The organism is Pseudomonas sp. 008 (assembly GCF_016861935.1).
Classification (GTDB): Bacteria; Pseudomonadota; Gammaproteobacteria; order Pseudomonadales; family Pseudomonadaceae; genus Aquipseudomonas.
Genome location: NZ_BOMA01000001.1, coordinates 394,138 through 418,971, shown reverse-complemented (window position 1 = coordinate 418,971; position 24,834 = coordinate 394,138). Strand labels below are relative to the sequence as shown.

Annotated in this window: 22 protein-coding genes and 1 tRNA gene; 15 read left to right on the top strand and 8 right to left on the bottom strand. The window is 60.0% G+C overall.

All coding sequences use genetic code 11. The features are described from left to right. The first annotated feature begins 94 nt into the window (after positions 1-94). From fdnG to JUI81_RS01775, 7 genes are all read left to right on the top strand, one after another. Positions 95-3,160, top strand: coding sequence for a formate dehydrogenase-N subunit alpha (gene fdnG, locus JUI81_RS01805; RefSeq protein ID WP_204123539.1), 3,066 nt, complete (start codon positions 95-97; stop codon positions 3,158-3,160). Beyond that, positions 3,161-4,105, top strand: coding sequence for a formate dehydrogenase subunit beta (gene fdxH, locus JUI81_RS01800; RefSeq protein ID WP_019578978.1), 945 nt, complete (start codon positions 3,161-3,163; stop codon positions 4,103-4,105). Further along, positions 4,102-4,755, top strand: a complete 654-nt coding sequence (locus tag JUI81_RS01795; RefSeq protein ID WP_019578977.1) for a formate dehydrogenase subunit gamma — start codon at positions 4,102-4,104, stop codon at positions 4,753-4,755. Before fdxH ends, JUI81_RS01795 begins: the two co-directional genes overlap by 4 nt. Positions 4,756-4,759: 4 nt before the next feature. Next, complete coding sequence (gene fdhE, locus JUI81_RS01790) at positions 4,760-5,686, top strand: formate dehydrogenase accessory protein FdhE (protein ID WP_019578976.1); 927 nt, start codon at positions 4,760-4,762, stop codon at positions 5,684-5,686. A 285-nt stretch (positions 5,687-5,971) separates the two neighbouring features. Further along, complete coding sequence (gene selA, locus JUI81_RS01785) at positions 5,972-7,405, top strand: L-seryl-tRNA(Sec) selenium transferase (RefSeq protein WP_204123538.1); 1,434 nt, start codon at positions 5,972-5,974, stop codon at positions 7,403-7,405. Further along, entirely contained in the window at positions 7,402-9,321 is a 1,920-nt protein-coding gene (gene selB, locus JUI81_RS01780; protein ID WP_204123537.1) for a selenocysteine-specific translation elongation factor, read from the top strand. The genes selA and selB overlap by 4 nt, the downstream gene beginning before the upstream one ends. A gap of 6 nt (positions 9,322-9,327) precedes the next feature. Continuing rightward, positions 9,328-9,423, top strand: a tRNA-Sec gene (locus JUI81_RS01775). Positions 9,424-9,441: 18 nt separating this feature from the next. Here JUI81_RS01775 and JUI81_RS01770 read toward each other — a convergent pair. Both JUI81_RS01770 and JUI81_RS01765 read right to left on the bottom strand, forming a co-directional pair. After that, on the bottom strand, positions 9,442-10,794 hold the full coding sequence (locus JUI81_RS01770; protein ID WP_204123536.1) for an OprD family porin: 1,353 nt from the start codon (positions 10,792-10,794) through the stop codon (positions 9,442-9,444). A 49-nt stretch (positions 10,795-10,843) separates the two neighbouring features. Beyond that, complete coding sequence (locus tag JUI81_RS01765; RefSeq protein WP_028940578.1) at positions 10,844-11,497, bottom strand: hydrolase; 654 nt, start codon at positions 11,495-11,497, stop codon at positions 10,844-10,846. A 223-nt stretch (positions 11,498-11,720) separates the two neighbouring features. Between JUI81_RS01765 and JUI81_RS01760 the strand changes: the two genes are divergently transcribed. The 4 genes from JUI81_RS01760 to JUI81_RS01745 all read left to right on the top strand — a co-directional run bounded on the left by JUI81_RS01760 (position 11,721) and on the right by JUI81_RS01745 (position 15,297). Then, positions 11,721-12,686, top strand: a complete 966-nt coding sequence (locus tag JUI81_RS01760) for a tripartite tricarboxylate transporter substrate binding protein (RefSeq protein WP_028940579.1) — start codon at positions 11,721-11,723, stop codon at positions 12,684-12,686. Position 12,687: 1 nt separating this feature from the next. Further along, positions 12,688-13,179 carry a tripartite tricarboxylate transporter TctB family protein gene (locus JUI81_RS01755; protein ID WP_018925960.1) on the top strand — a complete coding sequence of 164 codons (492 nt, stop codon included), beginning with the start codon at positions 12,688-12,690 and terminating at the stop codon, positions 13,177-13,179. Positions 13,180-13,203: 24 nt separating this feature from the next. Further along, complete coding sequence (locus JUI81_RS01750; protein ID WP_204123535.1) at positions 13,204-14,712, top strand: tripartite tricarboxylate transporter permease; 1,509 nt, start codon at positions 13,204-13,206, stop codon at positions 14,710-14,712. Positions 14,713-14,994: 282 nt separating this feature from the next. Continuing rightward, positions 14,995-15,297, top strand: coding sequence for a hypothetical protein (locus JUI81_RS01745; RefSeq protein ID WP_018925958.1), 303 nt, complete (start codon positions 14,995-14,997; stop codon positions 15,295-15,297). A 153-nt stretch (positions 15,298-15,450) separates the two neighbouring features. Here JUI81_RS01745 and JUI81_RS01740 read toward each other — a convergent pair whose 3' ends face one another. The 3 genes from JUI81_RS01740 to JUI81_RS01730 form a co-directional block, all read right to left on the bottom strand. Beyond that, a complete protein-coding gene (locus tag JUI81_RS01740) occupies positions 15,451-15,882 on the bottom strand; it encodes a nuclear transport factor 2 family protein (protein WP_019578968.1) in 432 nt (143 codons plus the stop codon). A 116-nt stretch (positions 15,883-15,998) separates the two neighbouring features. Continuing rightward, positions 15,999-16,838 carry a pirin family protein gene (locus JUI81_RS01735; RefSeq protein ID WP_204123534.1) on the bottom strand — a complete coding sequence of 280 codons (840 nt, stop codon included), beginning with the start codon at positions 16,836-16,838 and terminating at the stop codon, positions 15,999-16,001. A 40-nt stretch (positions 16,839-16,878) separates the two neighbouring features. Beyond that, the gene (locus JUI81_RS01730; protein WP_204123533.1) at positions 16,879-17,262 is read right to left on the bottom strand and encodes a DoxX family protein; all 384 of its coding nucleotides are present in this window, start codon (positions 17,260-17,262) and stop codon (positions 16,879-16,881) included. Positions 17,263-17,403: 141 nt separating this feature from the next. On the opposite strand from JUI81_RS01730, the gene JUI81_RS01725 reads away from it, so the two are divergent. The 4 genes from JUI81_RS01725 (at position 17,404) to JUI81_RS01710 (ending at position 21,120) form a co-directional block, all read left to right on the top strand. Further along, a complete protein-coding gene (locus JUI81_RS01725) occupies positions 17,404-18,315 on the top strand; it encodes a LysR family transcriptional regulator (protein WP_204123532.1) in 912 nt (303 codons plus the stop codon). Between the two features lie 88 nt (positions 18,316-18,403). Next, entirely contained in the window at positions 18,404-19,906 is a 1,503-nt protein-coding gene (locus tag JUI81_RS01720; RefSeq protein ID WP_239077642.1) for a sensor domain-containing diguanylate cyclase, read from the top strand. A gap of 153 nt (positions 19,907-20,059) precedes the next feature. Then, positions 20,060-20,704, top strand: a complete 645-nt coding sequence (locus JUI81_RS01715; protein WP_204123531.1) for an ATPase — start codon at positions 20,060-20,062, stop codon at positions 20,702-20,704. A gap of 74 nt (positions 20,705-20,778) precedes the next feature. Then, positions 20,779-21,120, top strand: a complete 342-nt coding sequence (locus tag JUI81_RS01710; RefSeq protein WP_204123530.1) for a hypothetical protein — start codon at positions 20,779-20,781, stop codon at positions 21,118-21,120. Between the two features lie 141 nt (positions 21,121-21,261). On the opposite strand, the gene JUI81_RS01705 is transcribed toward JUI81_RS01710, so the two are convergent. From JUI81_RS01705 to JUI81_RS01695, 3 genes are all read right to left on the bottom strand, one after another. Continuing rightward, on the bottom strand, positions 21,262-21,912 hold the full coding sequence (locus JUI81_RS01705) for an MliC family protein (protein ID WP_204123529.1): 651 nt from the start codon (positions 21,910-21,912) through the stop codon (positions 21,262-21,264). A gap of 262 nt (positions 21,913-22,174) precedes the next feature. Beyond that, positions 22,175-23,590: an amino acid permease gene (locus JUI81_RS01700; protein WP_204123528.1), complete on the bottom strand. Its 1,416-nt coding sequence runs from the start codon at positions 23,588-23,590 to the stop codon at positions 22,175-22,177. Between the two features lie 175 nt (positions 23,591-23,765). Beyond that, positions 23,766-24,818 (bottom strand): ornithine cyclodeaminase, encoded by a 1,053-nt coding sequence (locus JUI81_RS01695; RefSeq protein WP_204123527.1) that lies wholly within the window; start codon positions 24,816-24,818, stop codon positions 23,766-23,768. Between the last annotated feature and the right edge of the window lie 16 nt (positions 24,819-24,834).

Genomic DNA, 24,834 nt, shown 5'->3' with positions numbered 1-24,834 from the left:
AAGTTCTAATTGGCGGTAGTTCCGTTGCCGTCACTGTGATCGTCCAGAAAAACCCGGCCAACGCACCGGGTTTCCACCTGATCAGGAGTGCACGATGGACCTCAACCGTCGTCAGTTCTTCAAGGTCGCTGGTCTCGGCCTTGCAGGATCCACCCTTGGCGCGCTGGGCATGGCCCCGACGCCAGCCTTCGCCGAACAAGTGCGTCATTTCAAGCTCGCCCATACCCATGAAACCCGCAACACCTGCCCGTACTGCTCGGTCGGCTGCGGCTTGATCATGTACAGCCAGGGCGACAATGCGAAGAATGTCGCCCAGAGCATCATTCACATCGAAGGCGATGCCGACCACCCGGTCAATCGCGGCACCCTCTGCCCCAAAGGCGCAGGCCTGCTCGACTTCATTCACAGCCCCAGCCGTCTGCAATACCCGCAGGTGCGCAAGCCCGGCACCAAGGAGTGGACGCGGATCTCCTGGGATGAAGCGCTGGACCGCATCGCCGACCTGATGAAGGCCGACCGTGACGCCAACTTCATCGAGAAGAACGCCCAGGGGCAAACGGTGAACCGCTGGCTGACCACCGGTTTCCTCGCGGCCTCGGCCTCGTCCAACGAAGCGGGTTACATCACCCACAAGGTCATTCGCAGTCTGGGCATGCTGGGGTTCGATAACCAGGCACGTGTCTGACATGGCCCGACGGTGGCAAGTCTTGCCCCGACGTATGGCCGTGGTGCCATGACCAACCACTGGACCGATATCGCCAACGCGAATCTGGTTCTGGTGATGGGCGGCAACGCAGCAGAAGCGCACCCTTGCGGTTTCAAATGGGTGACCGAAGCCAAAGCCCACAACAAGGCGCGGCTGATTGTGGTCGACCCGCGTTTCACCCGTACGGCCTCGGTGGCGGACTATTACGCACCGATCCGCACCGGCACCGACATCGCCTTCATGGGCGGGCTGATCAATTACCTGCTGACCGAAGACAAGATCCAGCACGAATACGTGCGGAGCTATACGGACGTGTCGTTCATCGTCAAGGCCGGCTACGGTTTCGAGGATGGCTTGTTCAGCGGTTACGACGCGAGCAAGCGCAGCTACACCGACAAGTCCGGCTGGGGGTATGAGATCGGCGAGGACGGCTTTGCCAAAGTCGACCCGACCTTGCAGGACCCACACTGCGTCTATCAATTGATGAAGCAGCATTACAGCCGCTACACCCTGGAGCTGGCCAGTCAGGTCTGTGGCATGCCCACCGACGCGATGAAGAAAATCTGGGAAGAGATTGCCACGTGTGCTCAACCGGGCAAGACCATGACGATTCTCTATGCCTTGGGCTGGACCCAGCACTCGATCGGCTCGCAGATGATCCGCAGCGCGGCGATGGTGCAACTGCTGCTGGGCAACATCGGCATGCCCGGCGGGGGCGTCAACGCTTTGCGTGGGCACTCCAACATCCAGGGCCTGACCGACCTCGGCTTGCTGTCTAACCTGTTGCCCGGTTACCTGACCCTGCCGTCCGAAGCCGAACAGGACTACAACGCCTACATCGCCAAGCGCGCACTCAAACCGCTGCGTCCCGGGCAGATGTCCTATTGGCAGAACTACGGCAAGTTCCATGTCAGCCTGATGAAAGCCTGGTACGGCGCCAATGCCACCGCCGAGAATAACTGGGGCTACGACTGGCTGCCGAAACTGGACATTCCCGGCTACGACATCCTGAAAATGTTCGACATGATGGGCAAGGGCCAGGTCAACGGCTACATGTGCCAGGGCTTCAACCCGATCGCCGCCTTGCCGGACAAGAACCGGGTAATGAAGGCGCTCGCCAAGCTCAAGTGGCTGGTGGTGATGGACCCGCTGGCCACCGAGACCTCGGAGTTCTGGCGCAACGTCGGGCCTTACAACGATGTGCAAACGGCCGACATCCAGACCGAAGTCATCCGCCTGCCCACCACCTGTTTTGCCGAAGAAAACGGCTCGCTGGTCAACAGCGGTCGCTGGCTGCAATGGCATTGGAAAGGGGCCGACGGCCCGGGCCAGGCGCGCACTGACGTGAAGATCATGAGCGAGCTGTTCATGCGTCTGCGCCAGCGTTACCAGGCCAACGGTGGTGCCTGGGCCGAGCCGATCCTCAAGCTCGACTGGCCGTACAAGATCCCCGATGACCCGACGCCGGAAGAACTGGCCCGGGAATTCAACGGCTACGCCATCGCCGATGTCACCGATGCTACGGGCGCGGTGGTCAAGGCTGGTCAGCAACTGTCCGGTTTCGCCCAACTCAAGGACGATGGCAGCACGGCATCCGGTTGCTGGATCTTCTGCGGCAGTTGGACCGAGCAGGGCAACAACATGGCCCGTCGTGACAACAGTGATCCTTACGGCATGAAGCAGAACCTCGGCTGGGCCTGGGCCTGGCCGGCGAACCGACGGATTCTCTACAACCGTGCCTCTTGCGACCCTCAAGGCAAACCGTGGGATGCGAAAAAGCGGCTGGTGTGGTGGAACGGCAAGGTCTGGACCGGCACCGACGTGCCCGACTACAAGGTCGATGTGCCGCCGGAAGCCGGGATGAACCCGTTCATCATGAACCCCGAAGGCGTGGCGCGGTTCTTCGCCCTCGACAAGATGAACGAAGGGCCATTCCCCGAACACTATGAACCGTTCGAGACGCCCATCGGCATCAACCCGATGCACCCCAACAACAAACAGGCGACCAGCAACCCGGCCGGACGGATCTTCGATTCGGTCTGGGACACCCTGGGCCAGGCCAAGGACTTTCCTTATGCAGCGACCAGCTACCGGCTGACTGAACACTTCCACTTCTGGACCAAGCATTGCCCGATCAACGCCATAACCCAGCCCGAGCAATTCGTCGAAATCGGCGAGGCGCTGGCCAAGGAGAAGGGGATTGCCGCCGGCGACCGGGTGCGGGTCAGTTCCAAGCGCGGGCATATCGAAGCAGTGGCGGTGGTGACCAAGCGGATTCGTCCGCTGCAGGTCAACAATCAGGTGGTGCACCAGATCGGTATCCCGTTGCACTGGGGTTTCACCGGCGCCACCCGTCACGGTTACCTGACCAACACCTTGGTGCCGTTCCTCGGCGATGGCAACACACAGACCCCGGAATCCAAGTCATTCCTGGTCAACGTGGAGAAAATCTAAATGGCCAGCCAAGACATCATCGCCCGTTCGGCCACCACCACCGTGCCGCCCTCGGTGCGTACCCAAGGGGAAGTGGCCAAGCTGATCGACACCACCAAGTGCATTGGCTGCAAGGCTTGCCAGGTCGCCTGCTCGGAATGGAACGAGCTACGTGACGACGTCGGTCACAACCTGGGCACCTACGACAACCCGCACGACCTCAGCGCAGACACCTGGACCCTGATGCGCTTCACCGAGCATGAAACCGACGCCGGCAACCTCGAATGGTTGATCCGCAAGGACGGCTGCATGCACTGCGCCGAGCCCGGCTGCCTGGCGGCATGCCCGAGCCCCGGCGCGATCATCAAGCACGCCAACGGCATCGTCGACTTCGATCAGGACCATTGCATCGGCTGCGGCTATTGCATCACCGGTTGCCCGTTCAACATTCCGCGCATCTCGCAAAAGGACCACAAGGCCTATAAATGCACGCTGTGTTCGGACCGGGTGGCGGTGGGGCTGGAACCGGCCTGCGTGAAAACCTGTCCGACCGGCGCCATCGTGTTCGGCAGCAAGGAAGACATGAAGGAACACGCCGCCGAACGCATCGTCGACCTCAAGAGCCGCGGCTTCGACAACGCCGGTTTGTATGACCCCGCGGGCGTCGGCGGCACCCACGTGATGTACGTGCTGCACCATGCCGACACGCCCAGGTTGTACGCCGGGTTGCCGGATCACCCGGCGATCAGTCCGCTGGTGGACCTGTGGAAAGGCCTGAGCAAACCCCTGGCGCTGTTGGCCATGGGCGCGGCGGTGCTGGCCGGGTTCTTCCACTACGTGCGCGTCGGGCCACAACTGGTCGAGGAGGACGAACATCCGACCACCGTCGACCCTGCCGTGCATGAGTTCGATCCGTCGGTGCACACCTTCGATCCAAGCAAACCCGGCGGGGAGGACAGGCCATGAACGACAAACCGATCGTGCGCTACACCGTCAACCAGCGCACCAACCACTGGCTAGTGGCGATTGTGTTCCTGATGGCTGCGCTGTCGGGGCTGGCCTTGTTCCATCCGGGCTTGTTCTGGCTCAGCAACCTGTTTGGCGGCGGTCCGTGGACGCGCATTCTGCATCCGTACCTGGGCCTGACGATGTTTGTGCTGTTCCTCGGCCTGGTGTGCAGTTTCTGGCGGGCGAACTACTTCATCACCAACGACCGGCTGTGGCTCAGGCGTGTCGGGCTGGTGATCCGTAACGAGGAGGAGGGCGTGCCGCCGATCGGCAAATACAACCCGGGGCAGAAGCTGCTGTTCTGGGTATTGCTGATCTGCATGCTGGTGCTGCTGTTCAGCGGATTGGTGATCTGGCGTGCCTGGTTCAGTGCGTACTTCGGCATCACCAGCATCCGCTGGGCGATGCTGCTGCATGCGTTGGCGGGATTCATCCTGGTGCTGAGCATCATCGTCCATGTCTACGCGGGTATCTGGATTCGCGGTTCGGTCGACGCCATGGTGCATGGCCGGGTCAGCCGCGCCTGGGCGAGAAAACACCATGGGCTCTGGTACCGGGAAGTGACCGGTGACGAGACGCCTGAGCGACCGATCAGCAAAAAAGGATGATCCCTTGGCCACAATCCTCGAGCCCGGGCAAATAGAAGCGGCGGCGAGTTCACCGCCGTTTCTGTACCTGCCGCCGAACAACCTGTTCACCCTGCGCGCGTTGCGCCTGGAACGTTTGGCCGACGGCCATCCCATGGCGGACTATCTGCGTTTGATCGCGGGGTTGTGTCATGTCCAGCAGCAGCTGATGGACGATCCGCCCGTGGCGACCATGCCCGACCCCGAACGCCTGCGATTGTGCGTAGAACATGGCTTGCCGCCGTTCGCTGCCGACAGCCTGGTGCGCGAAAACGTTTGGCTGCCATACCTCGAGGCCTTGTTGCAGCGCTATCAGCCATTGCCACACTCGGCGGTAGAAAACGCCGTGGCGACGTTGCGCAGCGCGAACCCTGGGTTGCTCAAGGCGTGGGCGATTGCCCTGGTCAGCGGCCAGTACTCGATGCTGCCGGCAGCGCTGGTGCCGTTTCTCGGCGCCGCGCTGCAAGTGGCCTGGAGTTATTGGCTGCTGAGCACGCCCAACCTTGAACTGACGCGCGGCGACAGCCTCAGCCAATGCCCATCCTGCGGTTCACCGGCGATGGCCGGGGTGATTCGTCATCGCGGCAAATACAACGGTTTGCGTTATCTGGTGTGCTCGCTGTGCGCCTGCGAATGGCATGTGGTGCGGGTCAAATGCGTGTATTGCGAACAGAGCAAGGGGCTTGAATACGTCAGCTTCGAGGATGATCGCCACGCCGCCAATCAGGCACCGTTGCGGGCGGAGGTCTGTCCCGGCTGCAACAGCTACCTGAAACTGATCTACCTGGAAAACGACGCCGAAGCCGAAGCCCTGTCGGCGGACCTGTCCAGCCTGATGCTGGACATGCGTCTGGAGCAGGAAGGTTACCAGCGGCCAGCGCCCAATCTGCTGCTGGTAACAGGCGAACAGTAGCTCCAACGCTGCGATGTGTAGCAGCTGGCGAAGCCTGCGTTCGGCGGTAGCAGCTGTCGAGCTTGCGAGGCTGCGTTCGGCTGCGCAGCAGTCGTAAAATCACCATTGTGGTGCGTCAGGTGCACCATGGCTGCCGGACTCACGACTGCTTCGCAGCCGAACGCAGCCTCGCAAGCTCGACAGCTGCTACAAGGAGTGCGTCGCGGCTGAAAGTGAACAGCACTCGAGCGGGGAGCCCAGCGGCTACACTCAGACGCGACGGTCACTCGCTTCCGGGAGCCTCTGATGCCCGCAACCCTCGCCGGCCAAACCTTGCGGCTGCCTTCCATCGACAGCCTGCTACGCCATCCCGCCTGCCAACCGCTGGCCGAGCGTTACGGACACGACGCACTGCTGGCCGGCCTGCGGCAATTGCTCGATGACTTGCGCGAGCCGGTGCACAACGGTGAACTCGCCGCCATTGAAATTGCTCCCGATGTATTGGCGGGCAGGGCGGGCGAGCGTCTGGCGATCCAGCATCGCAGCCAGGTCCGCCGGGTGTTCAACCTCACCGGGACGGTGCTGCACACCAACCTCGGCCGGGCGTTGTTGCCGGAACAAGCCATTGAAGCGGTGCAACTGGCCGCCCGTTATCCGCTCAATCTGGAATTCGACCTGCACAGCGGCAAGCGCGGCGACCGGGACGATTTGATCGAAGGCTTGATCCGCGAACTGACCGGCGCCGAAGCAGTCACCGTGGTCAACAACAATGCCGCCGCTGTGTTGCTGACGCTCAACAGCCTGGGCGCACGCAAGGAAGGGATCATTTCCCGAGGTGAGCTGATCGAAATCGGCGGCGCGTTTCGCATTCCCGACATCATGGCCCGCGCCGGAGTGCGGTTGCATGAAGTGGGCACCACCAACCGCACCCATGCTCGCGATTACGAGGCCGCTATCGGCCCGCGCAGTGGACTGCTGATGCGCGTACACGCGAGCAATTACAGCATCGAAGGCTTCACCGCGAGAGTGCCGACGGCGGAATTGGCGCAGCTGGCTCACCGCCACGGACTGCCCTTGCTCGAAGACCTCGGCAGCGGCAGCCTGCTGGACCTGACTCGCTGGGGCCTGCCCGCCGAACCGACGGTGCGCCAGGCGTTGCTCGACGGCGCGGACATCGTCACCTTCAGCGGCGACAAACTGCTCGGCGGGCCTCAAGCCGGATTGATCGTCGGCCGCAAAGACCTGATCGCCAGGATCAAGAAAAATCCGCTCAAGCGTGCCCTGCGGGTCGACAAACTGACCCTGGCGGCCCTCGAAGCCGTCTTGGCGCTGTACCGCGATCCCGATCGATTGGCCGAACGCCTGCCGAGTCTGCGTCTATTGACCCGGCCCCAAGCCGACATCCTCGCCCAGGCCGAACGCTTGCAACCGTCATTGACGCAGGTGCTGGGCGATGGCTGGAGCGTCAGCGCGGTGCCGGCACTGGGCATGATTGGCAGTGGCAGCCAACCGGTGGCGCGTCTGCCTAGCGCGGCGTTATGCCTGCGGCCCAACGTTTCCAAACGCCTGCGTGGGCGACGGTTGCTAGGGCTGGAGGCAGCGTTGCGGCAACTGCCCATTCCGGTGCTCGGGCGTATCGACGATGACGCCTTGTGGCTCGACGTGCGCCAACTCGATGACGAAGCGGCATGGTTGGCGCAGCTCAATCAGCTGGTGCAGGAGGAGGGCCGGGACGGGTGATTGTCGGCACGGCGGGGCATATCGATCACGGCAAGACTTCCTTGCTCCAGGCACTGACCGGGCAGGCCGGTGATCGTCGCCGCGAAGAACGCGAACGCGGCATGACCATCGACCTGGGCTATCTCTATGCGGCGCTGGAACCGGGCGCCGCCCTGACCGGTTTTATCGACGTGCCCGGCCATGAGCGCTTCACCCACAACATGTTGGCCGGCGCTCAAGGGATTGATCTGGTGTTGTTGGTGGTAGCGGCCGATGACGGCGTCATGCCCCAGACTCGCGAACATCTGGCGATTGTCGAGTTGCTGGGCATTCCTCGGGCACTGATTGCAATCAGCAAGTGCGACCGGGTTGACTCGGCTCGGGTGCAGGCTGTTCGTGAGCAGATCGAAGCATTGCTGGAGCCCGGACCGTATGCCGGCGCGCCGCAGATCGCGCTGTCGAGTGTGACCGGCGAGGGCATCGAGACATTGCGTCAGGCCTTACTGGATGCGCAGCATGAAGTTGTTCAACGCAGCGCCAGTGGCGGTTTTCGTTTGGCGATTGATCGGGCTTTCAGCGTAGCCGGTGCCGGTATCGTAGTGACTGGCACCGCGTTGTCCGGCCAGGTGGCAGTGGGCGATACGCTGATGCTGAGTCCACTGGGTAAACCCGTGCGAGTGCGTGGCCTGCATGCGCAGAACCAGGCCGCTGACAACGCAATGGCCGGGCAGCGCGTCGCGCTGAACCTGAGTGCCGAGCGTCTGGCCCTGGAGCAGATCCACCGTGGCCACTGGCTGGTGGCCGAATGGCTGCATGCGCCGACCCAGCGTCTGGATATCCGGATGAGCGTGTTGACCAGCGAAGCGCGAAGCTTCGAACACTTTCAACCGGTGCATGTGCATCTTGGAACTCAGGACGTGACGGGGCGGGTGGCCTTGCTGGAAGGCGCAAGCCTGGCACCAGGGGAGCAGATGTTCGCGCAACTGCTGGTCAATGCGCCGGTGTTGGCAGTGAAGGGCGACCGCTTGATCCTGCGCGACCAAAGCGCCCAACGCACCCTTGGCGGTGGCCAAGTGCTGGACCCGTTCGCCCCGGCCCGACATCGTCGCAGCCCTGAGCGATTGGCGCAGCTACAAGCGCTGTCCGCCACCAATAGCCTGGAAGCGGCACTGCCGGCGTTGCTGGCCAACAGCGACACCGGGCTCGATCCGCTGCGCCTGGAGCGTCAATTCAATCGTCCGCGCGAGACTTGGGAATTGCCCGATGACGTGCGTCTCATCGATACGCGGCAGGGGCCATTGTTGTTCAGCGCGGTGCGTTGGGAAGCCCAGAAAACGCCGCTGCTGGAACACCTCGCACGCTTTCATCAACTCGAACCGGACCAGATGGGACCGGACCGCGATCGCCTGCGTCGTTTCGCCGGCAGCGTGCTGGAACGGTCGACCTTTATCAGCCTGCTCGACGAATTACTGGCCAGTGGTGCAATGGCGGCCTGCGGCCCGTGGCTGCATTTACCCGATCACCAGGTGCGCTTGAGCGAGGACGACGAAACCCTCTGGCACCAATTGCAGCCATTGTTCGAACAGGCGGGTTTCGATCCGCCGTGGGTGCGTGATCTGGCCAAAGCCACTGGCCATGACGAGGCTGCCGTGCGCCTGCTGCTGCGCAAGATGGCCCGGTTGGGACTGCTGCATCAAATCGTTCGCGACCTGTTTTACACCGACACGCTGCTGCGCCGATTGGCGGCTATGCTGGTGCAACTGGCCAGCGATAACCCGGTGATCCAGGTCGTCGGGTTTCGCGATGCCGTGGGCCTGGGGCGCAAGCGCAGTATTCAGATTCTTGAATACTTCGACCGGCTCGGCCTGACCCGCCGCTTTGGCGATCGACGCCATATCCGGCTCGACAATGCACTGGCCCAACAAGCCGCAGTCTGACTTCAAGGAAGGCAATCGCGCCCGGTGGCGCGGCCGGGCTTCAAACCCGGTTGGGGACGGCATCCGTTCCCGGGCAGGTTCGACTCCGGCTGCCTTCCGCCATTTCCACGGTGACGTCGATCACAGGTGCCCGAAGGTCAGCGGGTACTGGATGACGACGTAAACCCTGTCGATGTCATCGCCCGCCTGAGCGGTGTTGGCCCGATGAGACACATGGGACAGTTGTAGTGACAACCCCTTGGCGGAGCCTGACTGCACGACGTAGCGCAGGTCGATGTCGCGCTCCCAATGCCGCCCGCCATCGCCCTGTTGAGGTACGTACTCGCCGATGGTCGGGTCGAACGGGTTGTAGGCCCCACCCTTGGGCGCACGGGTGCCGTCGATGTCGCTGCCCCGGACATAACGCGTCATGAAACTCAGGCCGGGGATGCCATAAGCGCCGAGGTCGAGGTCGTAGCGCGCCTGCCAGGAGCGTTCATGGGCGCCGTTGAAGTCGGCGTACTTGATCGAGTTGGCCAGGTAAATCGAGTCGCCACCGACGAAGTCGAACGGTGTGTCGCCATTGATGCGTTGCCAGGCCAGGGTAAAGGCATGGGCATCAAGGGTGTATTTGCCCGAGAGGCTGTAGGCGGTGTTGTCGATGGCACCGGCCAGTGCCTTGCCGGTGTCCTGCGTGCGGTACAGGTTGGCGTCGAGGAACACGGCGGACTGTTTCAGGTGCAGGTTGGCGTAATACTGGCGCCAGGTGTCGCTCAGCTCGGAGGCGTACAACGCGCCGCCGACAGGACTGTTTGTGAACAGGTCGGTGCCCAGAAACGTGATGCCACCGGCTTCGGTGTTGGCACCGTAGCCATAAAAGTTGCCCTTGCTTGTTGTGTTGTCCTGATTCTTGAACGCCGTGAAATGACCAGCCACCAGTTTCATGTTGTCGATTTCGTTGCTGTTCAACAGAAAGCCCGTGGCGTATTCCGGTTGCAGGCGTTTGTCGGAGGTGTCGAACACCGGGGTTTCCACGGTCATTTCACCGAAGGCCAGGGTGGTTCGGGAGGCCCTGATTTTCAGCGCGCCACCGGCACTGGAATAGTTGTCTTCGCTGCGACCGTCACTGTCCAGCGGCAGTAACCCGGTTCCCGAATGCCCTTTGCCGCCGTCGAGCTTCAGCCCCATAAAAGCGTGGCTGTCGACGCCGAAACCTAGCGTGCCGGGAGTGAATCCGGATTCAAATGAGCCGATAAAGCCTTGAGCCCACTCTTGTTTGTAGTTCTTGCCCGAAGGCTGGGGTGAGCGGTAGTCGCTGTTGAGGAAGAAATTTCGACTGAGCACTTCAAGCTTCCCGCCTTCGAGAAATCCTTGCGCGGAATCCGGTGCCTCATCCGCCAGGGCTGTTCCGGCAAAAAACACGCAGAGCCAGAAGGACGCCCTGGGTACGTCCTTCTGCCCGGAAATGCGCGGGAGGGTTTGTAAAGAAAACATGACTGATCTCCCGCCTGAAACAGCGACTCCGAAGAGTCGCTATTTATTCTCAATGGCCTTCAGAGGCATGGAACATGGTCTTGGCGTAGATCAGGCCCAGACCATAGGCACCACCGTTGGCGATGGAGGTTTTCACCGTCTCGTCGTAAGTCTCGGTGCGTGCCCAGTCGCGCTGCAGTTCAAGCAGGTATTGCAGCGAAGTCATTGGGCGGGCACCGAGCTGGATCATGCGCTGCACGGCCATTTCATGGGCTTCGATGGAGACATCGCCACAGGCATCGGCGATGAAGTAAACCTCGAAGCCTTGGTCCAGGGCCGACAGTGCCGGGCCAACGATGCACACGGAGGTCCACAGACCGGCCAGGACGATTTTTTGTTTGCCGATGGCGTTGACTTCAACGGCAATGCGCTCGTCTTCCCAGGTGTTCATGCTGGTACGGTCGATCACTTTGTGTTCCGGGAACACCGATTTGATTTCGTCGAAGATCGGGCCGGAGAAGCTTTTCTCGGCAACGGTGGTGAGGATGGTCGACACCTTGAAGCCCCGGGCTGCCTTGGCCACCAGTGCGGCGTTATTGCGCAGGGTGACGGCATCGATCGACTTGGTCGCAAAGGACATTTGCGACTGGTGATCGATCATGATCAGGGTGTGGTCGGTTGGGTTCAGCAGGGTTTTGCCAGGTGCTGCTTTTGCGATGGCCATGATGATGTCCTTGCAAGTGGATTGTGGGTGGTTCACAGGGCCTATGGTTGCGTAGATTTCGATGCGGATATTGAGTCGATGTGCTGTCTTTGATTAACGGCGCATCAGCACAAAGGCCGTCAACAAACACATCTATGACCTACGCTTGTTTCCAGACGCATGCTCACCGAACAGGGGCTCTCCCTGATCGAAAACAACAAGAACGGCTATCCGGAGACGTCTCATGTTTGCACTGGCCCGTCGATTCAGCAGCAACCTCGCCGCTTTCATTACCGCCGCCGCACTCGCATCACCCGTTTTTGCCCTGGACACCGTCAAGTTCATGGCCCCAGGTTCCGTGGGTGGCGGTTATGACCAGACCGCGCGAGTCCTGGGCAAAGCCATGGTCGAGGCCCAAACGGCCAAAGCCGCCACCTTCGAGAACAAGGGTGGCGCCGGCGGGACCCTGGGGTTGGCGCAATTTGCCAACGCCACCAAGGGCGACCCCGATGCGCTGATCGTGGTCGGCGCGATCATGGTCGCGTCCATCGAGCAGAACAAACCGCAAATCACCTTGAAGGACGTAACCCCGATCGCCCGGCTGTTTACCGAATACAACGTGATCGCCGTACGCGACGACTCGCCGTACAAAAACCTGGAGGACTTGCTCAAGGACTTCAAAGCCAACCCGTCCAGCATCAAATGGGGCGGTGGCTCCAAGGGGTCGATCGACCACATAGGCATCGCCGAACTGGCGAGCAAAATGGACATCCCCGTCAACAAGGTCAATTACGTTGCCTTCGCCGGTGGCGGCGAAGTCGTCGCCGCGGTGTTGGGAGGCCACATCACGGTGATCACCGGCGGCTACGCCGAACTGGCCAAATACGTGCAGTCCAAGCAGTTCCGCTTACTGGCCGTCGGCGCGCCCAACCGCGTTGAAGGCATCGACGCACCGACCCTCAAAGAGTCTGGCTACGACGTGACGATCGGCAACTGGCGGGGTGTTTACGGCGCGGCGGGCCTGACGCCTGAACAGCGCAAGGCACTGACGGAAGCCGTCCTGACCGCCACCAAAAGCGCCGTCTGGCAGGAAAACGTAAAAGCCAATGCGTGGTCGCCGAGCATTCTGACCGGGGATGATTTCGGCAAATTCGTCGATGAGGAGCACGGACGCCTGCGCGCGATGCTGGTCAAGGTCGGGCTGCTTTGAGATGGCCGGGCGCTGGAGCGTAAGGCCGGCTCAACTGGCGATTGGCGTCGGCATTGTCGTGATCAGTGCGGTATTGGCGGTCGGCGCCTCGCGGTTTCCCCCTGAGATGGGCTTCGTCATCATGCCGGCCTATGTCTACCCCTATGCCGTCGCGGCATTTCTGGGCGCCGTTGGTCTGTTGATGGGCTATCAGGCGCTCACCGGTGGTTTTCGCAACCTCGCCGATGATCATGAAGTTTCCGGGGCCGAGCCCGGCGGCAAGTCCGGGGCGACCTGGGTTACGGCAGGGCTGGTGGGCGTGGCGTTGCTCATTTCCTACATCGGCTTCGTATTGGCTGCTGCATTGCTGTTTGCCTGTTCGGCGCGGGGCTTTGGCAGTCGCAGCCCGGTGCGAGACCTGGCCATCGGCATTGCCCTGACGCTGCCGATCTACTGGCTTTTCACCGCCGGGCTAGGGGTTTCCCTTCCGCCCTTGATCAACGCCTGGATCTGATTCAGGCCGTAGGAGGTCGACAAGGTGGATATTCTCTCGAATCTGGCCGTCGGCTTCGCTGGCGCGCTGACGCCGATCAATCTGATGTGGGGTTTTATCGGTTGTCTGCTGGGCACTGCAATTGGCGTATTGCCGGGGATCGGCCCGGCGCTGACCGTCGCCTTGCTGCTGCCGATTACCGCCAAGGTCGATCCGACCGGGGCACTGATCATGTTCGCCGGCATCTATTACGGCGCTCAGTTTGGCGGCTCCACCACCTCGATCCTGCTCAACACGCCAGGGGAGTCATCCTCGATGGTCACGGCCCTGGAAGGCAACCTCATGGCCCGCAACGGACGGGCAGGCCCGGCGCTGGCAACGGCCGCCATCGGTTCATTCGTGGCTGGCACCATCGCAACGATCTTGCTGACGTTGTTCGCGCCCCTCGTAGCCACGCTGGCGCTGAAATTCGGGCCGGCGGAGTATTTCGCGATTCTGGTGCTGGCCTTCACCACCGTGTCGGCAGTGCTCGGCGCGTCGATGCTGCGCGGCTTTGCTTCATTGGGCATCGGGCTGACCATCGGTTTGATCGGCCTCGACTCGACGTCAGGCATTGCCCGCTACACCTTGGGAGTTCCCGAACTGGTCGATGGCATCGAAGTGGTGCTGGTCGCGGTGGGGTTGTTTGCCGTCGGTGAGGCCTTGTACGGTGTGCTTTATCAAAAGGAAGAAACGGCCGGCCGACACCGCTTGACCTCGTTATGGATGACTCGCGCCGACTGGAAACGCTCGGTCCCGGCGTGGTTACGGGGCACCTTGATCGGTTTTCCCTTCGGATCGATTCCGGCCGGTGGCGCGGAAATCCCGACGTTCCTGTCCTATTCCACTGAACGCAAACTCAGCAAGTACCCGAAAGAATTCGCCGCCAGCAAGGGCGTAGGCGCCATCGAAGGCGTCGCAGGTCCCGAGGCGGCGAACAACGCGAGCGCCACCGGCTCACTGGTGCCGCTGCTGACCCTGGGCATACCGACCTCCGCCACGGCGGCGATTCTGTTGGCGGCGTTCCAGAACTACAACCTGCAACCGGGGCCGCTGCTGTTCCAGACCTCGGGCGAGTTGGTCTGGACCCTGGTGGCCTCTTTGTATATCGGCAACGTCATCCTGCTGGTGCTGAACCTGCCGCTGGTGGGGCTGTGGGTCAAACTCTTGCAAATCCCTCGGCCGTACCTGAACGCCGGGATCCTGGTATTCGCCACCATTGGCGTGTACGGCATGCGCCACTCATCCTTCGACTTGTTTCTGATGCTGGGTATCGGCTGGGCCGGAGTGTTGATGCGCCGCTTCGACTTCCCCGTCGCCCCGGTGATTGTCGGCATGCTGCTGGGGCCGATGGCGGAAAAACAACTGCGTAACGCCTTATCCATCAGCCAGGGCGACTGGATGATATTTGTGACGCAACCGATTGCAGCGTCGGTGCTGGCGGTGACGTTGTTGGTGCTGTTGGTGCCGTATTTGCTGCATAAACGCGGGATCAAATTGCATGAGGATGATTGACGGCTGATTGCCTGGCTCCCAGCGCGATCTGTAGCAGCTGCCGAAGGCTGCGTTCGGCTGCGAAGCAGTCGTGTATCCGACTGACGCGGTCTGCCTGACATACCGCATTCGCTCCCGGGCAAAGCGTAGGAACGTGGCGCACAAATTTTCCGGAAATTTCTGACAGAGTCTCTCGTTGCTACGCTCCAGTACGCCCCTTATAGTTCCGGCTCGCGGCAAAATTCGCGACGATCTTGGCCGGTCGATAACCCAGGAGAACTCAATTAATCAGGAGCTACCTCAATGTCCGACCAAGTCATGCCGCGTTACCTCCCCATCGACACCTACGACGCCGAATCCCCGGTGCTCTTCATCAACACCCACAAAGAACTCAGCGACCTGGCCGCCTGCGCCATGCATCGCTTCACCGTGGTTCGCGATCTGATGGACACCTTGTCCAGTCTCAACCTCAAAGGTATTTCCGACTGCGACCTGACCCGCGTCACCCGGGCGGTGCATCTGCTGACGCGTGAAGGCTGTGCCTTGCTGGATGTGATTCAGGCTCGGGCGTTGCAGCGGGAGGAGGGGTTCAAGGCTGCTGTTTAGTGGTAGCGACGGACGCCATCGCGAGCAGGCTCCCACATGTGATCGCTGGCGTGCACAAATACTGTGCTCACAGAAAATCCAGTGTGGGAGCGGGCTTGCTCGCGAAGAGACCGGCACATCCAGCATTGCAACTGCCTGACACCCCTCGCCAGGTCAGAGCCGGAACGCTTGTCGTCCTACCAGTAACCATTTTCCTTGCTGCTTTTGCCAGATCTGAAAGTTCTCGATTTCCGTGGGAACAATCTCGGTGCCCTTGATGGCTTGCGCCGAAAAATGATGGCGGACCAACGCCACATCACCCGAGACGGTGATTTTCTGGTTCTGCATCTCCAGCGTTTTGAAAGCGCTTTTTCCGGTTTCGATGTCGGCGATGAATTCTTTCTTGTCCTGGATTTTCCCGCTGGAATGCCCATAGGTCAGGTTTTCAGCGGTGAGCGCATTCAGTTGTGGGACGTTTTTGGTCAGCATCGCTTGAGTCAGATGGTCTACCGCAGCGGCAACATCCGTCTCGCTCGATGCGGGGGAGGCCGCCACGTAGCCACTGAACAGGCATAAAAAACCGATAATCAGTTTCACTTTTTTCATGGGTAATTCCTTGTTGTTATAGATGCGAGGATGACAGATGAATTACGCTAACTCATCTGTCATCGTACAACATATCAGGTTTTTACCAAGTGATGCAGATATGGCATTAGCGAGTGCTAGGCCAGCCGTCCCTCATGAAACAGACGCGCGCCAATGCGCTGAATTTCAGCCTCGCCCTGCGCCAGTGCCGCTCGGCTGGTGTGTACTGAATAACGACCCATCACCAAATCATGTGGGTGCTTCACCGCCGAGCCCAGCACGAAAGACGTGTCGCCGTGCGCCACGAAATCGATGGGTTGGTCTGACTCCTCGAACACCGCCAACTCGCCAGTATTGACCGGGCCACCAACGTCCAGCCGACCGGCATTGACCGCCAGCCACGCCACGTTGTGGCCGGTGGGAGGTGTGTAGCGCCAGCGTTCCCCGTCTTTCAAGCGCACGACGAGGTAGTTCATGTCCGAAGGTGCCGCAATCGCGCTTTGCGCTGCGCCATAGCGTCCGAGCAGCACGCGCGCCGGGCCTGCTTGCGGGATCTGCGACGGCGCCAGGTAGAGACTTTCCGCCGGTGTGTTTTCGTGCGAAACGGGCAGGGCGACCCAGAGCTGGAAGCCCGATATTGAGCTGTCGCCGATTGGTATAGCGTCGTGCCACACGCCATTACCGGCACGCATCCACTCCACACCTTCGGTGGGCAACACGCCCGTCTTGCCCGTGGTGTCTTCGTACTCCACGCCGCCCTCAATCATGTAGGTCAGTGTTGCGATCCCTGAATGCGGGTGCATGCCGAAACCTTTCTGCCCGCCTTGGGGCTTGAAGCCGAAGAGATCAAGAAACACAAAAGGCTTCAACAACTGGCCCAGGTCGCCAGGGCTCATGAGTCGCGTGATCGGCCCGTGAGTGCTGCCGGATGTGCGGTGAACGATGGCGCGCGTTGGTGTGGCGACGATGTTGTTCATAGGTTTTCCTCAAGTCTTGAGCCGATCGCCTTGGGATGGATCAGCGCGCTGCACCGAGCAAGGCCGCGGGCTTCTGCCGCCAGGCCACGAAGGCAGACATCGCCAACAGCACCAGGGCAGGGGCGGGATTGCCGCCAATCACGAACAGATGCGTGACCACTGCGCCGGTCATGGTCGCCGTCAGCAGCAGCCCGGCGAAAAAGCTCGTGGCCGGGATGAGCAGCAACACAGCGCCAGCCACTTCAATGGCACCGGTGAGGTAGCGGAACCATTGCCCAAGGCCGACGGCATCGAACACCTGAACCATCTGCGGAGCGCTGGCCAGCTTGGCGATGCCGGCCGCAGCGAACGCCAAGGCCAGAAAGATGCGAACACCCCAAAGGATGCGGTTTTGAATAGGGGAGAGGGATGAAGTTTGAGTCATGGGGAACGATGTCCTTGCCTGTGGTTTACGCAGTTAGAGGGCTAACTGCCGCGATGCAAGAAGGATAAGCGTGCCCGGATTGGTTGATTAGATGGCACAATTGGATTGAGCTCGTCCATTTTTTGCTGGAATTATCGCCTTATGCTCGACTTGAATGACATTGCCTTGTTTGTCCAAGTGGTCCGCAGCGGCAGCTTTGCCGAAGCGGCGCGGCGACTGGGCATGCCGCCCAACACCGTCAGCCGGCGTGTCCAGCAGCTCGAGGCACAACTCGACACACGACTGCTGCAACGCTCCACGCGCAAGTTGACGCTGACCCATGCCGGGCAGGCTTTTCACGAGCGCTGCGTGGGCGCCGTGGACGGGCTGATCGAGGCGGGGCACGAGTTGATGACGGGCAGCCAGGAACCCAGCGGCTTGGTGCGCATTGCCGCGACGGCGGATTTCTTCGACTTCTTCCCCATGGAATGGGTGGCTGACTTTCTTGCCGCGCATCCGCGGGTGCGGCTTGACTTCGTGCTCAGTGACGCCCGTGCCGACTTGATTGCCGAGCGTATCGACATCGCGTTTCGCGGCGGTCCGCTGCAAGACTCAGGTTACGTCGGGCGCCAGCTCTTCAGTGCAGGCAGCGAGGGCTTGGTGGCGAGTCCGGCTTACATCGCTGCTCGCGGAATGCCCGGTACGCTGCAGGATCTGGTGAACCATGACTGCGTGAGTTTCGCCCATCCCAGCGGCTTCACCACCTGGCGTCTGACCGGACCAGAGGGCGTGGAGGAAGAGGTGCAAATCGCCAGCCGTTTTTCCGGTAACACGGCCCAGGCACTGCGCAAGGCTACGGTGGCCGGCCTGGGCATCGCACTGCTGCCGCCGACGCTCGCCATGCTCGATCTTCAGGCGGGTCGACTTGTACGTGTGTTGCCACACTTCCAGCGTGTGGGCTTTGGCCTGCACGTGCTTTACCCGAGCCGGCAGCATCTGCCGTTGGCGGTATCGGCCTTCATTGAACTGGTGATGGAGAAACTAAGAGTGGAAGCATTCCCGGCGCAGGGCTGACCTATCCATATGCATCAGCAATGCTGGCCAAAAGCCTTCTATAATGCACAGCCTTTAACGCCAGTGTACTCAACAGCCCGGTATTTCCTTGAAACGCGATCTTCGACTTGCCACTTTTCTGATCTTTCTGGTGTGTGTCTCCGTGGTGCTGCTGACGGCCTGGCAGACATGGACAGCCCGACAGAACACCTTGAGCGACATCAATACCGATACATTGAACCTGACTCACGCGCTCAACACTTACACCGAGGGCACCTTCAAGCAAAGTGAAGTGCTGTTGCTGGGCCTGACAGAAAGGATCGAGAAAGACGGCACCGGCCCGGAGCAACTCGAACGGCTGAGCAAGTTGGTTGCCCAGCAGATGGATGCGCTCCCGCAATTAAATAGTGTGGTGCTGTATGACGCCCAAGGGGACTGGCTATTCTCGGCCAACATGCCGATCTCATCCAATAGCAACAACGCAGATCGGGCGTTCTTCCAGTATCACCGCGCCACTCCGGATCGCGGCATCTATATCGGCCCGGCGATTCTCAGCCGGGCCACGTGCGCCTGGGTGATTTCGGTCAGCCGACGCATCGATCACCCTGATGGAAGTTTTGCCGGGGTAATCGCCGCGACTATCAGCCTCGAACACTTCCTCAAACTTTATCGAAGCATCCACGTGGGGCAATTCGGCGCGATCAGCCTGACCTCTGCCGAAGGGCGCCTGCTGGTGCGGTATCCCTTTCAAGTGGAAGACATCGGCCGTGATCTGTCGCGCGCACCGATATTCTCTGAATACTTGCGCAACAGCTCATCGGGCACCGTGGATTTTGCGTCGAATGTCGATGGCATCCATCGCCTCTACGCGTTCAAGAGAAACGATCAATATCCTGTCGTCACGACGGTTGCGGTGGGGCAGGCCGAGGCAATGCAAGCGTGGCTCAGTCAGACAAAGCAATCTGTCGCTGTGGTGCTGCTGTTGTTGGGGCTCCTGGTCGCACTGGGGCGCCGGCTGATTTCCCATATCAGTCGGCGTATTCGGGCGGAGGAAAAATTGCTCGCCACCCAAACCGCACTGATCGAGCTTAACCAGACGCTGGAAGTTCTCGCCAGCGAGGACAAACTCACCGGCCTCGCCAACCGCCGGCATTTCGATCAGTTTCTGGATGTCGAATTCAAACGCGCCAAGCGACTCGCAAGCCCGTTGTCACTGATTCTGATCGATGTGGACTTTTTCAAACGCTACAACGATCACTACGGCCATCTCGCTGGAGACGAATGTCTGCGGATCATAGGTCAGGCGATCAAGCACTGTGTCCGTCGCCCAGGTGACATGACAGCTCGCTATGGCGGGGAAGAAATCGCCGTGGTGATGCCCAATACGGACGAATCAGGAGCGCGAACGGTTGCCGAGGCGATCCTGTCGTGTATTGCGGCCGAGCAACTTGCGCATTTGTCGAGCCCGTTAGGTATCGTGACCGTCAGCCTGGGGTTGGCGACATATGTCGCCGACGGCAGCGACCCTGATGAAAAGGCACTGATCGGTCGTGCAGATCGCGCGCTTTACGCGGCGAAATCGCAGGGGAGAAATCAGCTGAGCGTCGCTTGACCGAAGAGGCACTTGAAGGAAAGCGCAAATAATCGGCACGCGGCGCAACTATCGGTTCAAGTGATAGTGACAATCAAGAAACGCAAGTTCTGCTGGGTCGGGTAAAGGCGGAAAATCGCCTCCATCGAAGACGCAGCTCAAGGAAATTGCGCGATGAAGACATTGACCCGACTGGCAATTGTCGCCCTGTTGATGGGCGGGGTTGCTACTGCTGCAACCGCCTACGCAGACGACGCCCAATCGTGCCATTTTCTGCCCATCGCCGGCGCCAGTACCGGGTTGCAGCATTCGCAAACCGTCGGTGTGCTGTACAGCGAAAACACCCTGGACAACCTGCAATACCTCGAGCGTTACCACGATGTGGCGGTGAACGGCGCGCGCGATGCGCTGGATGCGCGGATTCGCGACGCGTTCATCAACAGCTCCGACCCAGAGTTGGCAATCGACTGGCTGATGAGTTCGTTACAGCAGCAGTTCCTGTCGGTGACCGTCTACGACAACCTCGACGCGTTGTTGCAGGCCCATCCGGATGTGGTGGTGATGCTCGATACCCATAACCGTCTGCTGACCCAACGCAACAGTCAGGTCGAAGCGCGTTTCGCCGCACGGTTCTACGACGCCAACCTGCAATACATCGGCAAGGCCGAAGGCGCCGTCGAGAAACAAATGCCTTCGGTCTGGGCACACCGTAAAGCTGCAGCCGAGATTGCCGCCCAGATCGATCAGCAACGCGACCTGCAACTCAGCGCCTTGAAGCAGTTCGATGACTCGCTCAAAACCCTGGTGACTGCTGGCTGAACACCCGGACCATAACCGCAACGACAGTGACCCGTTGCGCAACGAAACAGATTTTTTACTTCAGGACTGCACCGATGCGCCCTTTATTTGTTCCTGCCATGGCTGTTGCCACCTTGCTGCTGGCCGGTTGTGCCTCTGCGCCGAACGACCCGACGCTGACCTTGCAGACGAAAAAAACGCCTGCCGAGTACGCCGATTGCGTGGTGCCAAAGTTGCAGGGCAACGCACTGAACCCGACGGTCTCGCAAACCCAGCGCAGCTACCGGATCGTGGTGCCGAGCAAAGTCGCCGCGGACAACGTTCTGGAAGCCTACAAAGCGCCAAACGGCGGCAAGGTGTTTTTGTATGAGCGCCACTTGCTGGCGTCGAACTTCATGCCTTCGAGTTTCGAACGTGCCGCGCAGGAATGCCTGTAACCCGTAACCGCTTTGAAAAATGCTCCTTTGGTTGGCCGCAACCAACCAATTTTTTGCCCCGTACCTTATGTGGTTTCGGGGCTTTTTTTTGCGTGCAGGTTTTGGGGTAGGGAGTAGGGCGCCGGACTTGCGCCAGAGACATCAACCGACCGGCTCGGCCTTGCAACTCATTGACCCTGAGCCTGGCTTCTGGAATAGCACCACGTCGCCGTCTTGCCAGAAACTGTAATTTCCCTGGGAGTCCTTGCCTGTGTATCGGGTTCCCGAATCACTCGGCTCCTGGTTCAGGACGATCGAGGTGTTCGCCCATTTCAGGTACACGACACCCGGCTGCGTGGTGAAGAAGGTGGCGGCAACCAGCGGGTTAAGCCCTGTACAACGAAAAGCCAGGGGGCCCTCGGTGAGTCTGTATGGGTCCTTGGTTCTCACAATGGCCGAGCCTTGGCGCAGCTGGTGCGCGCGCTCGGCATAACTGCGGACTGTGCACGTCTTGGGTACAGGTGTGGAGGCGCACTGATTACGGGCATCGATCCAGAACTGCTGGTCGATCATGATTTTGTCCGGACGCGGCACTGAATGTTCATCCGTGAGCGCCAGGCGATAAAGACGCATCAGTTCGATATCCATCTGCGCCAGCTGCGGATCACGACAGATCAGCTTTTCGACGGAGGCCTTTGCCTCGGCACAGTCGAAGCTGGTCTTGTAGGTTGGCGCAGCCATTACACAGGTGCTCGCCGCCGTGCATACGCTGGCAGCGAGCAGACAGCGGAAAAGGCTCGTGACCGTTTTCATATTGGCTTCACCCAGATCATTACGTGATGCCCGGATTGCCGTGGGATGTATCGATGCATTGAACAGTGATTCGTTCGCATTGGTGTATCGCAGTGTAAGTCAGTGCTCAGAACTTGCCATACCGCTCGGCGGTGGTTGGGTTGCAGGAGCGAGTTGGCCGCCACTGATATTTGACGGCCTTCGCCTACTGCTATTCGACCCGCAGGTGCCCCACAAATGCCGCATCACTCAAGGGCGTTGCCCCCAAAGGCTCCAGGTAAAATCAGTTGTACTGACTTATCGATCCAGCTGCGGGTTTGGGCCTCCAGGTGTGGGTCAGCTGATAGGCAATTGCCAACCATATAAACCACCCCGGCATGACCATTAAAGCAATACGGGTGTCAGGTCTTAATGCCAGCAAACAGAGAACAAAGCCCAGGAATGCCAAAGAGAACCAGGCCATCGGCACGCCGCCAGGCATCTTGTAGGTCGATTGCGCATGCAGGTCGGGTCGGCTTCTGCGATAGGCGATGTAAGACGCGAGGATGGTCGACCAAGTGAAAATCACCAGGATCGCCGACACGGTCGAGACGATGGTGAACGCTGTCATGACTTCCGGAACGATGAACAGCAACAGTACACCCACCAGCATCAATAGTGTGGTGAACGCGAGGCTCAGCAGAGGCACGCTATTGCCCGACAAACGCCGAAAAATCCCTGGTGCATTGTCGTGACTGGCCAGCCCAAACAGCATGCGGCTGGATGAAAATACGCCACTGTTGGCCGATGAGGCGGCAGACGTCAGCACCACAAAGTTCACGATACCGGCGGCTGCGGGAAACCCTGCAACCAGAAACAGTTCGACGAAAGGGCTCTTGTTGGGCGAAACCTGTTGCCAGGAAGTCACTGCAATAATGCAGGCCAGTGCCAGCACATAAAACAAGATGATTCTCAGCGGAATCGAGTTGATGGCTTTAGGCAGGGTCTTCTCGGGGGAGCGGGTTTCGGCGGCTGCAGTGCCGATCAGCTCGGTGCCGGCAAAGGAAAAGATGGCCATCTGAAAACCGGCAAAGAAACCGAACAGGCCATTGGGGAAGGCTGCCTGTTTATCCAGCAGGTGGTTCAGGGATGCGGTGACGCCATTGGGCGATACAAATGAACTGGCAATCAGCACCATGCTGACGCCAATCAAGGTGACGACGGCAATGATCTTGATGATCGCGAACCAGAACTCCACCTCACCGAAAAGCCTGACGGTCAGCACGTTCAAGGCGAACAGCGTCAGTAGCATGCCAATGGCCGGTATCCAGGCGGGTACATCAGGGAACCAGTATTGAAAGAAGCCGCCGACCACTACGGAATCGCCCACCACCGCGACGCTCCAACTCAGCCAGTACGACCAGCCGAGGAAGAATGCCGCACGCGGGCCAAGGTAGGCACCGGCAAAATCCGCGAAGCTTTTGAAGTTCAAGTTGGAGAGCAACAGTTCGCCCATGGCGCGCATGACGAAGTAGACGAACAGGCCGATGATCATATAGATGAGGATGATCGACGTGCCGGAAAGGGCGATGATCTTCCCGGAGCCCATGAACAGGCCTGTACCAATGGCGCCTCCCATGGCCATTAACTGAATGTGACGATTGCTGAGGGTGCGCTGCAGCGCGGGCTGTTCAGGCAGCCCGGACGGAGTCGTTTTCATTACAAAACCTCTTGATTTTATGTTTTTGAGTTTTGGCAGAAAGTGGGTGTCTAGCGTTCTTGTTAGAGATGCAACGGCTACTGACGGTGGTGGTTTGCGTGTGGCAGGGTTTCTCGTCCGGTCACACGGTGAGTATCCCCTTGGCACTTTGCTCAGGAGGCCTCACCTATGGCGATCAGCTGACTGTGCGCAGGCGCGAGGGAACTGCTGGCTGCTGATCAAGCAGTTGGTAGAGGTTTTTTATGTTGGCAGGCGTCGGCACCAGATGGATGCGCTCACCGATGGCATGCTTCCGCGCCAGATCGTGCACGTAGCGCAGTGACGAAAAGTCTTCGAGGGCGAAACCCACGGAATCGAAAACCGTGACCTGGGCGTCGTTCTCACGGCCCGCTACTTCACCTTGAACAATCCGGAAGAATTCGACGACGGGAAAGTCGGCCTCCAGTTGTTGAATATCGCCTTCAATCCGGGTTTGAGGTTCAAACTCAACGATGACCCGGGCATTGCGCAGGATGTCGGCGTGCAGTTCGGTTTTCCCCGGGCAGTCACCGCCGACGGCATTGATATGCATGCCGGGCTCGATCATTTCGGGCGTCAGAATCGTTGCATAGGCTTTGTCTGCAGTGACCGTGGTGACGATGTGTGCACCCTTGACCGCGTCCTGTACCGAGCTGGCCAGAATCACCTCAATATCCGGGAATGCGGCTAGGTTGTGCTTCAACTTAAGTGAAGCGTCGCGATCGATATCGAAAATGCGGATTTCCTTGATGGAGAGCATTTCGTAGAAGGCGATGGCTTGAAATTCGCTCTGGGCGCCATTGCCGATGATTGCCATGATGTTTGCATCAGGGCGCGCCAGGGACTTCGCGACCAGGGCGGAGGTCGCGGCGGTGCGCACGGCTGTAGTCAGCGTCAGTTCGCTGAGCAAGGTGGGATAGCCACTGTGGACATCGGCCAGGACACCGAAGGCCATGACCGTCAGCAAATTGCTTTGACCGTTGTCCGGGTGACCGTTCACGTATTTGAACGAGTACTGTTGGCCATCGTCGGTCGGCATCAACTCGATCACACCATCGGCCGAATGATTGGCGGTGCGCGGCGACTTATCAAACTGCGCCCAGCGTGAATAGTCAGCTTCGATGTAAGCCGCCATTTCGCGGATTGCCCGGCGGATTCCCACCTTGGCGAACAGGCGTGCGGCATGATCGACGTCTATAAAAAGAGTCATGTTTTTATTCTCCGAT

Coding starts and splice junctions, on each gene's coding strand:
- fdxH (WP_019578978.1), top strand. CDS start 3,161: ATGGCCAGCCAAGACATCATCGCCCGTTCGGCCACCACCACCGTGCCG.
- JUI81_RS01795 (WP_019578977.1), top strand. CDS start 4,102: ATGAACGACAAACCGATCGTGCGCTACACCGTCAACCAGCGCACCAAC.
- selA (WP_204123538.1), top strand. CDS start 5,972: ATGCCCGCAACCCTCGCCGGCCAAACCTTGCGGCTGCCTTCCATCGAC.
- JUI81_RS01770 (WP_204123536.1), bottom strand. CDS start 10,794: ATGTTTTCTTTACAAACCCTCCCGCGCATTTCCGGGCAGAAGGACGTA.
- JUI81_RS01765 (WP_028940578.1), bottom strand. CDS start 11,497: ATGGCCATCGCAAAAGCAGCACCTGGCAAAACCCTGCTGAACCCAACC.
- JUI81_RS01760 (WP_028940579.1), top strand. CDS start 11,721: ATGTTTGCACTGGCCCGTCGATTCAGCAGCAACCTCGCCGCTTTCATT.
- JUI81_RS01755 (WP_018925960.1), top strand. CDS start 12,688: ATGGCCGGGCGCTGGAGCGTAAGGCCGGCTCAACTGGCGATTGGCGTC.
- JUI81_RS01745 (WP_018925958.1), top strand. CDS start 14,995: ATGTCCGACCAAGTCATGCCGCGTTACCTCCCCATCGACACCTACGAC.
- JUI81_RS01740 (WP_019578968.1), bottom strand. CDS start 15,882: ATGAAAAAAGTGAAACTGATTATCGGTTTTTTATGCCTGTTCAGTGGC.
- JUI81_RS01735 (WP_204123534.1), bottom strand. CDS start 16,838: ATGAACAACATCGTCGCCACACCAACGCGCGCCATCGTTCACCGCACA.
- JUI81_RS01730 (WP_204123533.1), bottom strand. CDS start 17,262: ATGACTCAAACTTCATCCCTCTCCCCTATTCAAAACCGCATCCTTTGG.
- JUI81_RS01725 (WP_204123532.1), top strand. CDS start 17,404: ATGCTCGACTTGAATGACATTGCCTTGTTTGTCCAAGTGGTCCGCAGC.
- JUI81_RS01715 (WP_204123531.1), top strand. CDS start 20,060: ATGAAGACATTGACCCGACTGGCAATTGTCGCCCTGTTGATGGGCGGG.
- JUI81_RS01710 (WP_204123530.1), top strand. CDS start 20,779: ATGCGCCCTTTATTTGTTCCTGCCATGGCTGTTGCCACCTTGCTGCTG.
- JUI81_RS01705 (WP_204123529.1), bottom strand. CDS start 21,912: ATGAAAACGGTCACGAGCCTTTTCCGCTGTCTGCTCGCTGCCAGCGTA.
- JUI81_RS01700 (WP_204123528.1), bottom strand. CDS start 23,590: ATGAAAACGACTCCGTCCGGGCTGCCTGAACAGCCCGCGCTGCAGCGC.
- JUI81_RS01695 (WP_204123527.1), bottom strand. CDS start 24,818: ATGACTCTTTTTATAGACGTCGATCATGCCGCACGCCTGTTCGCCAAG.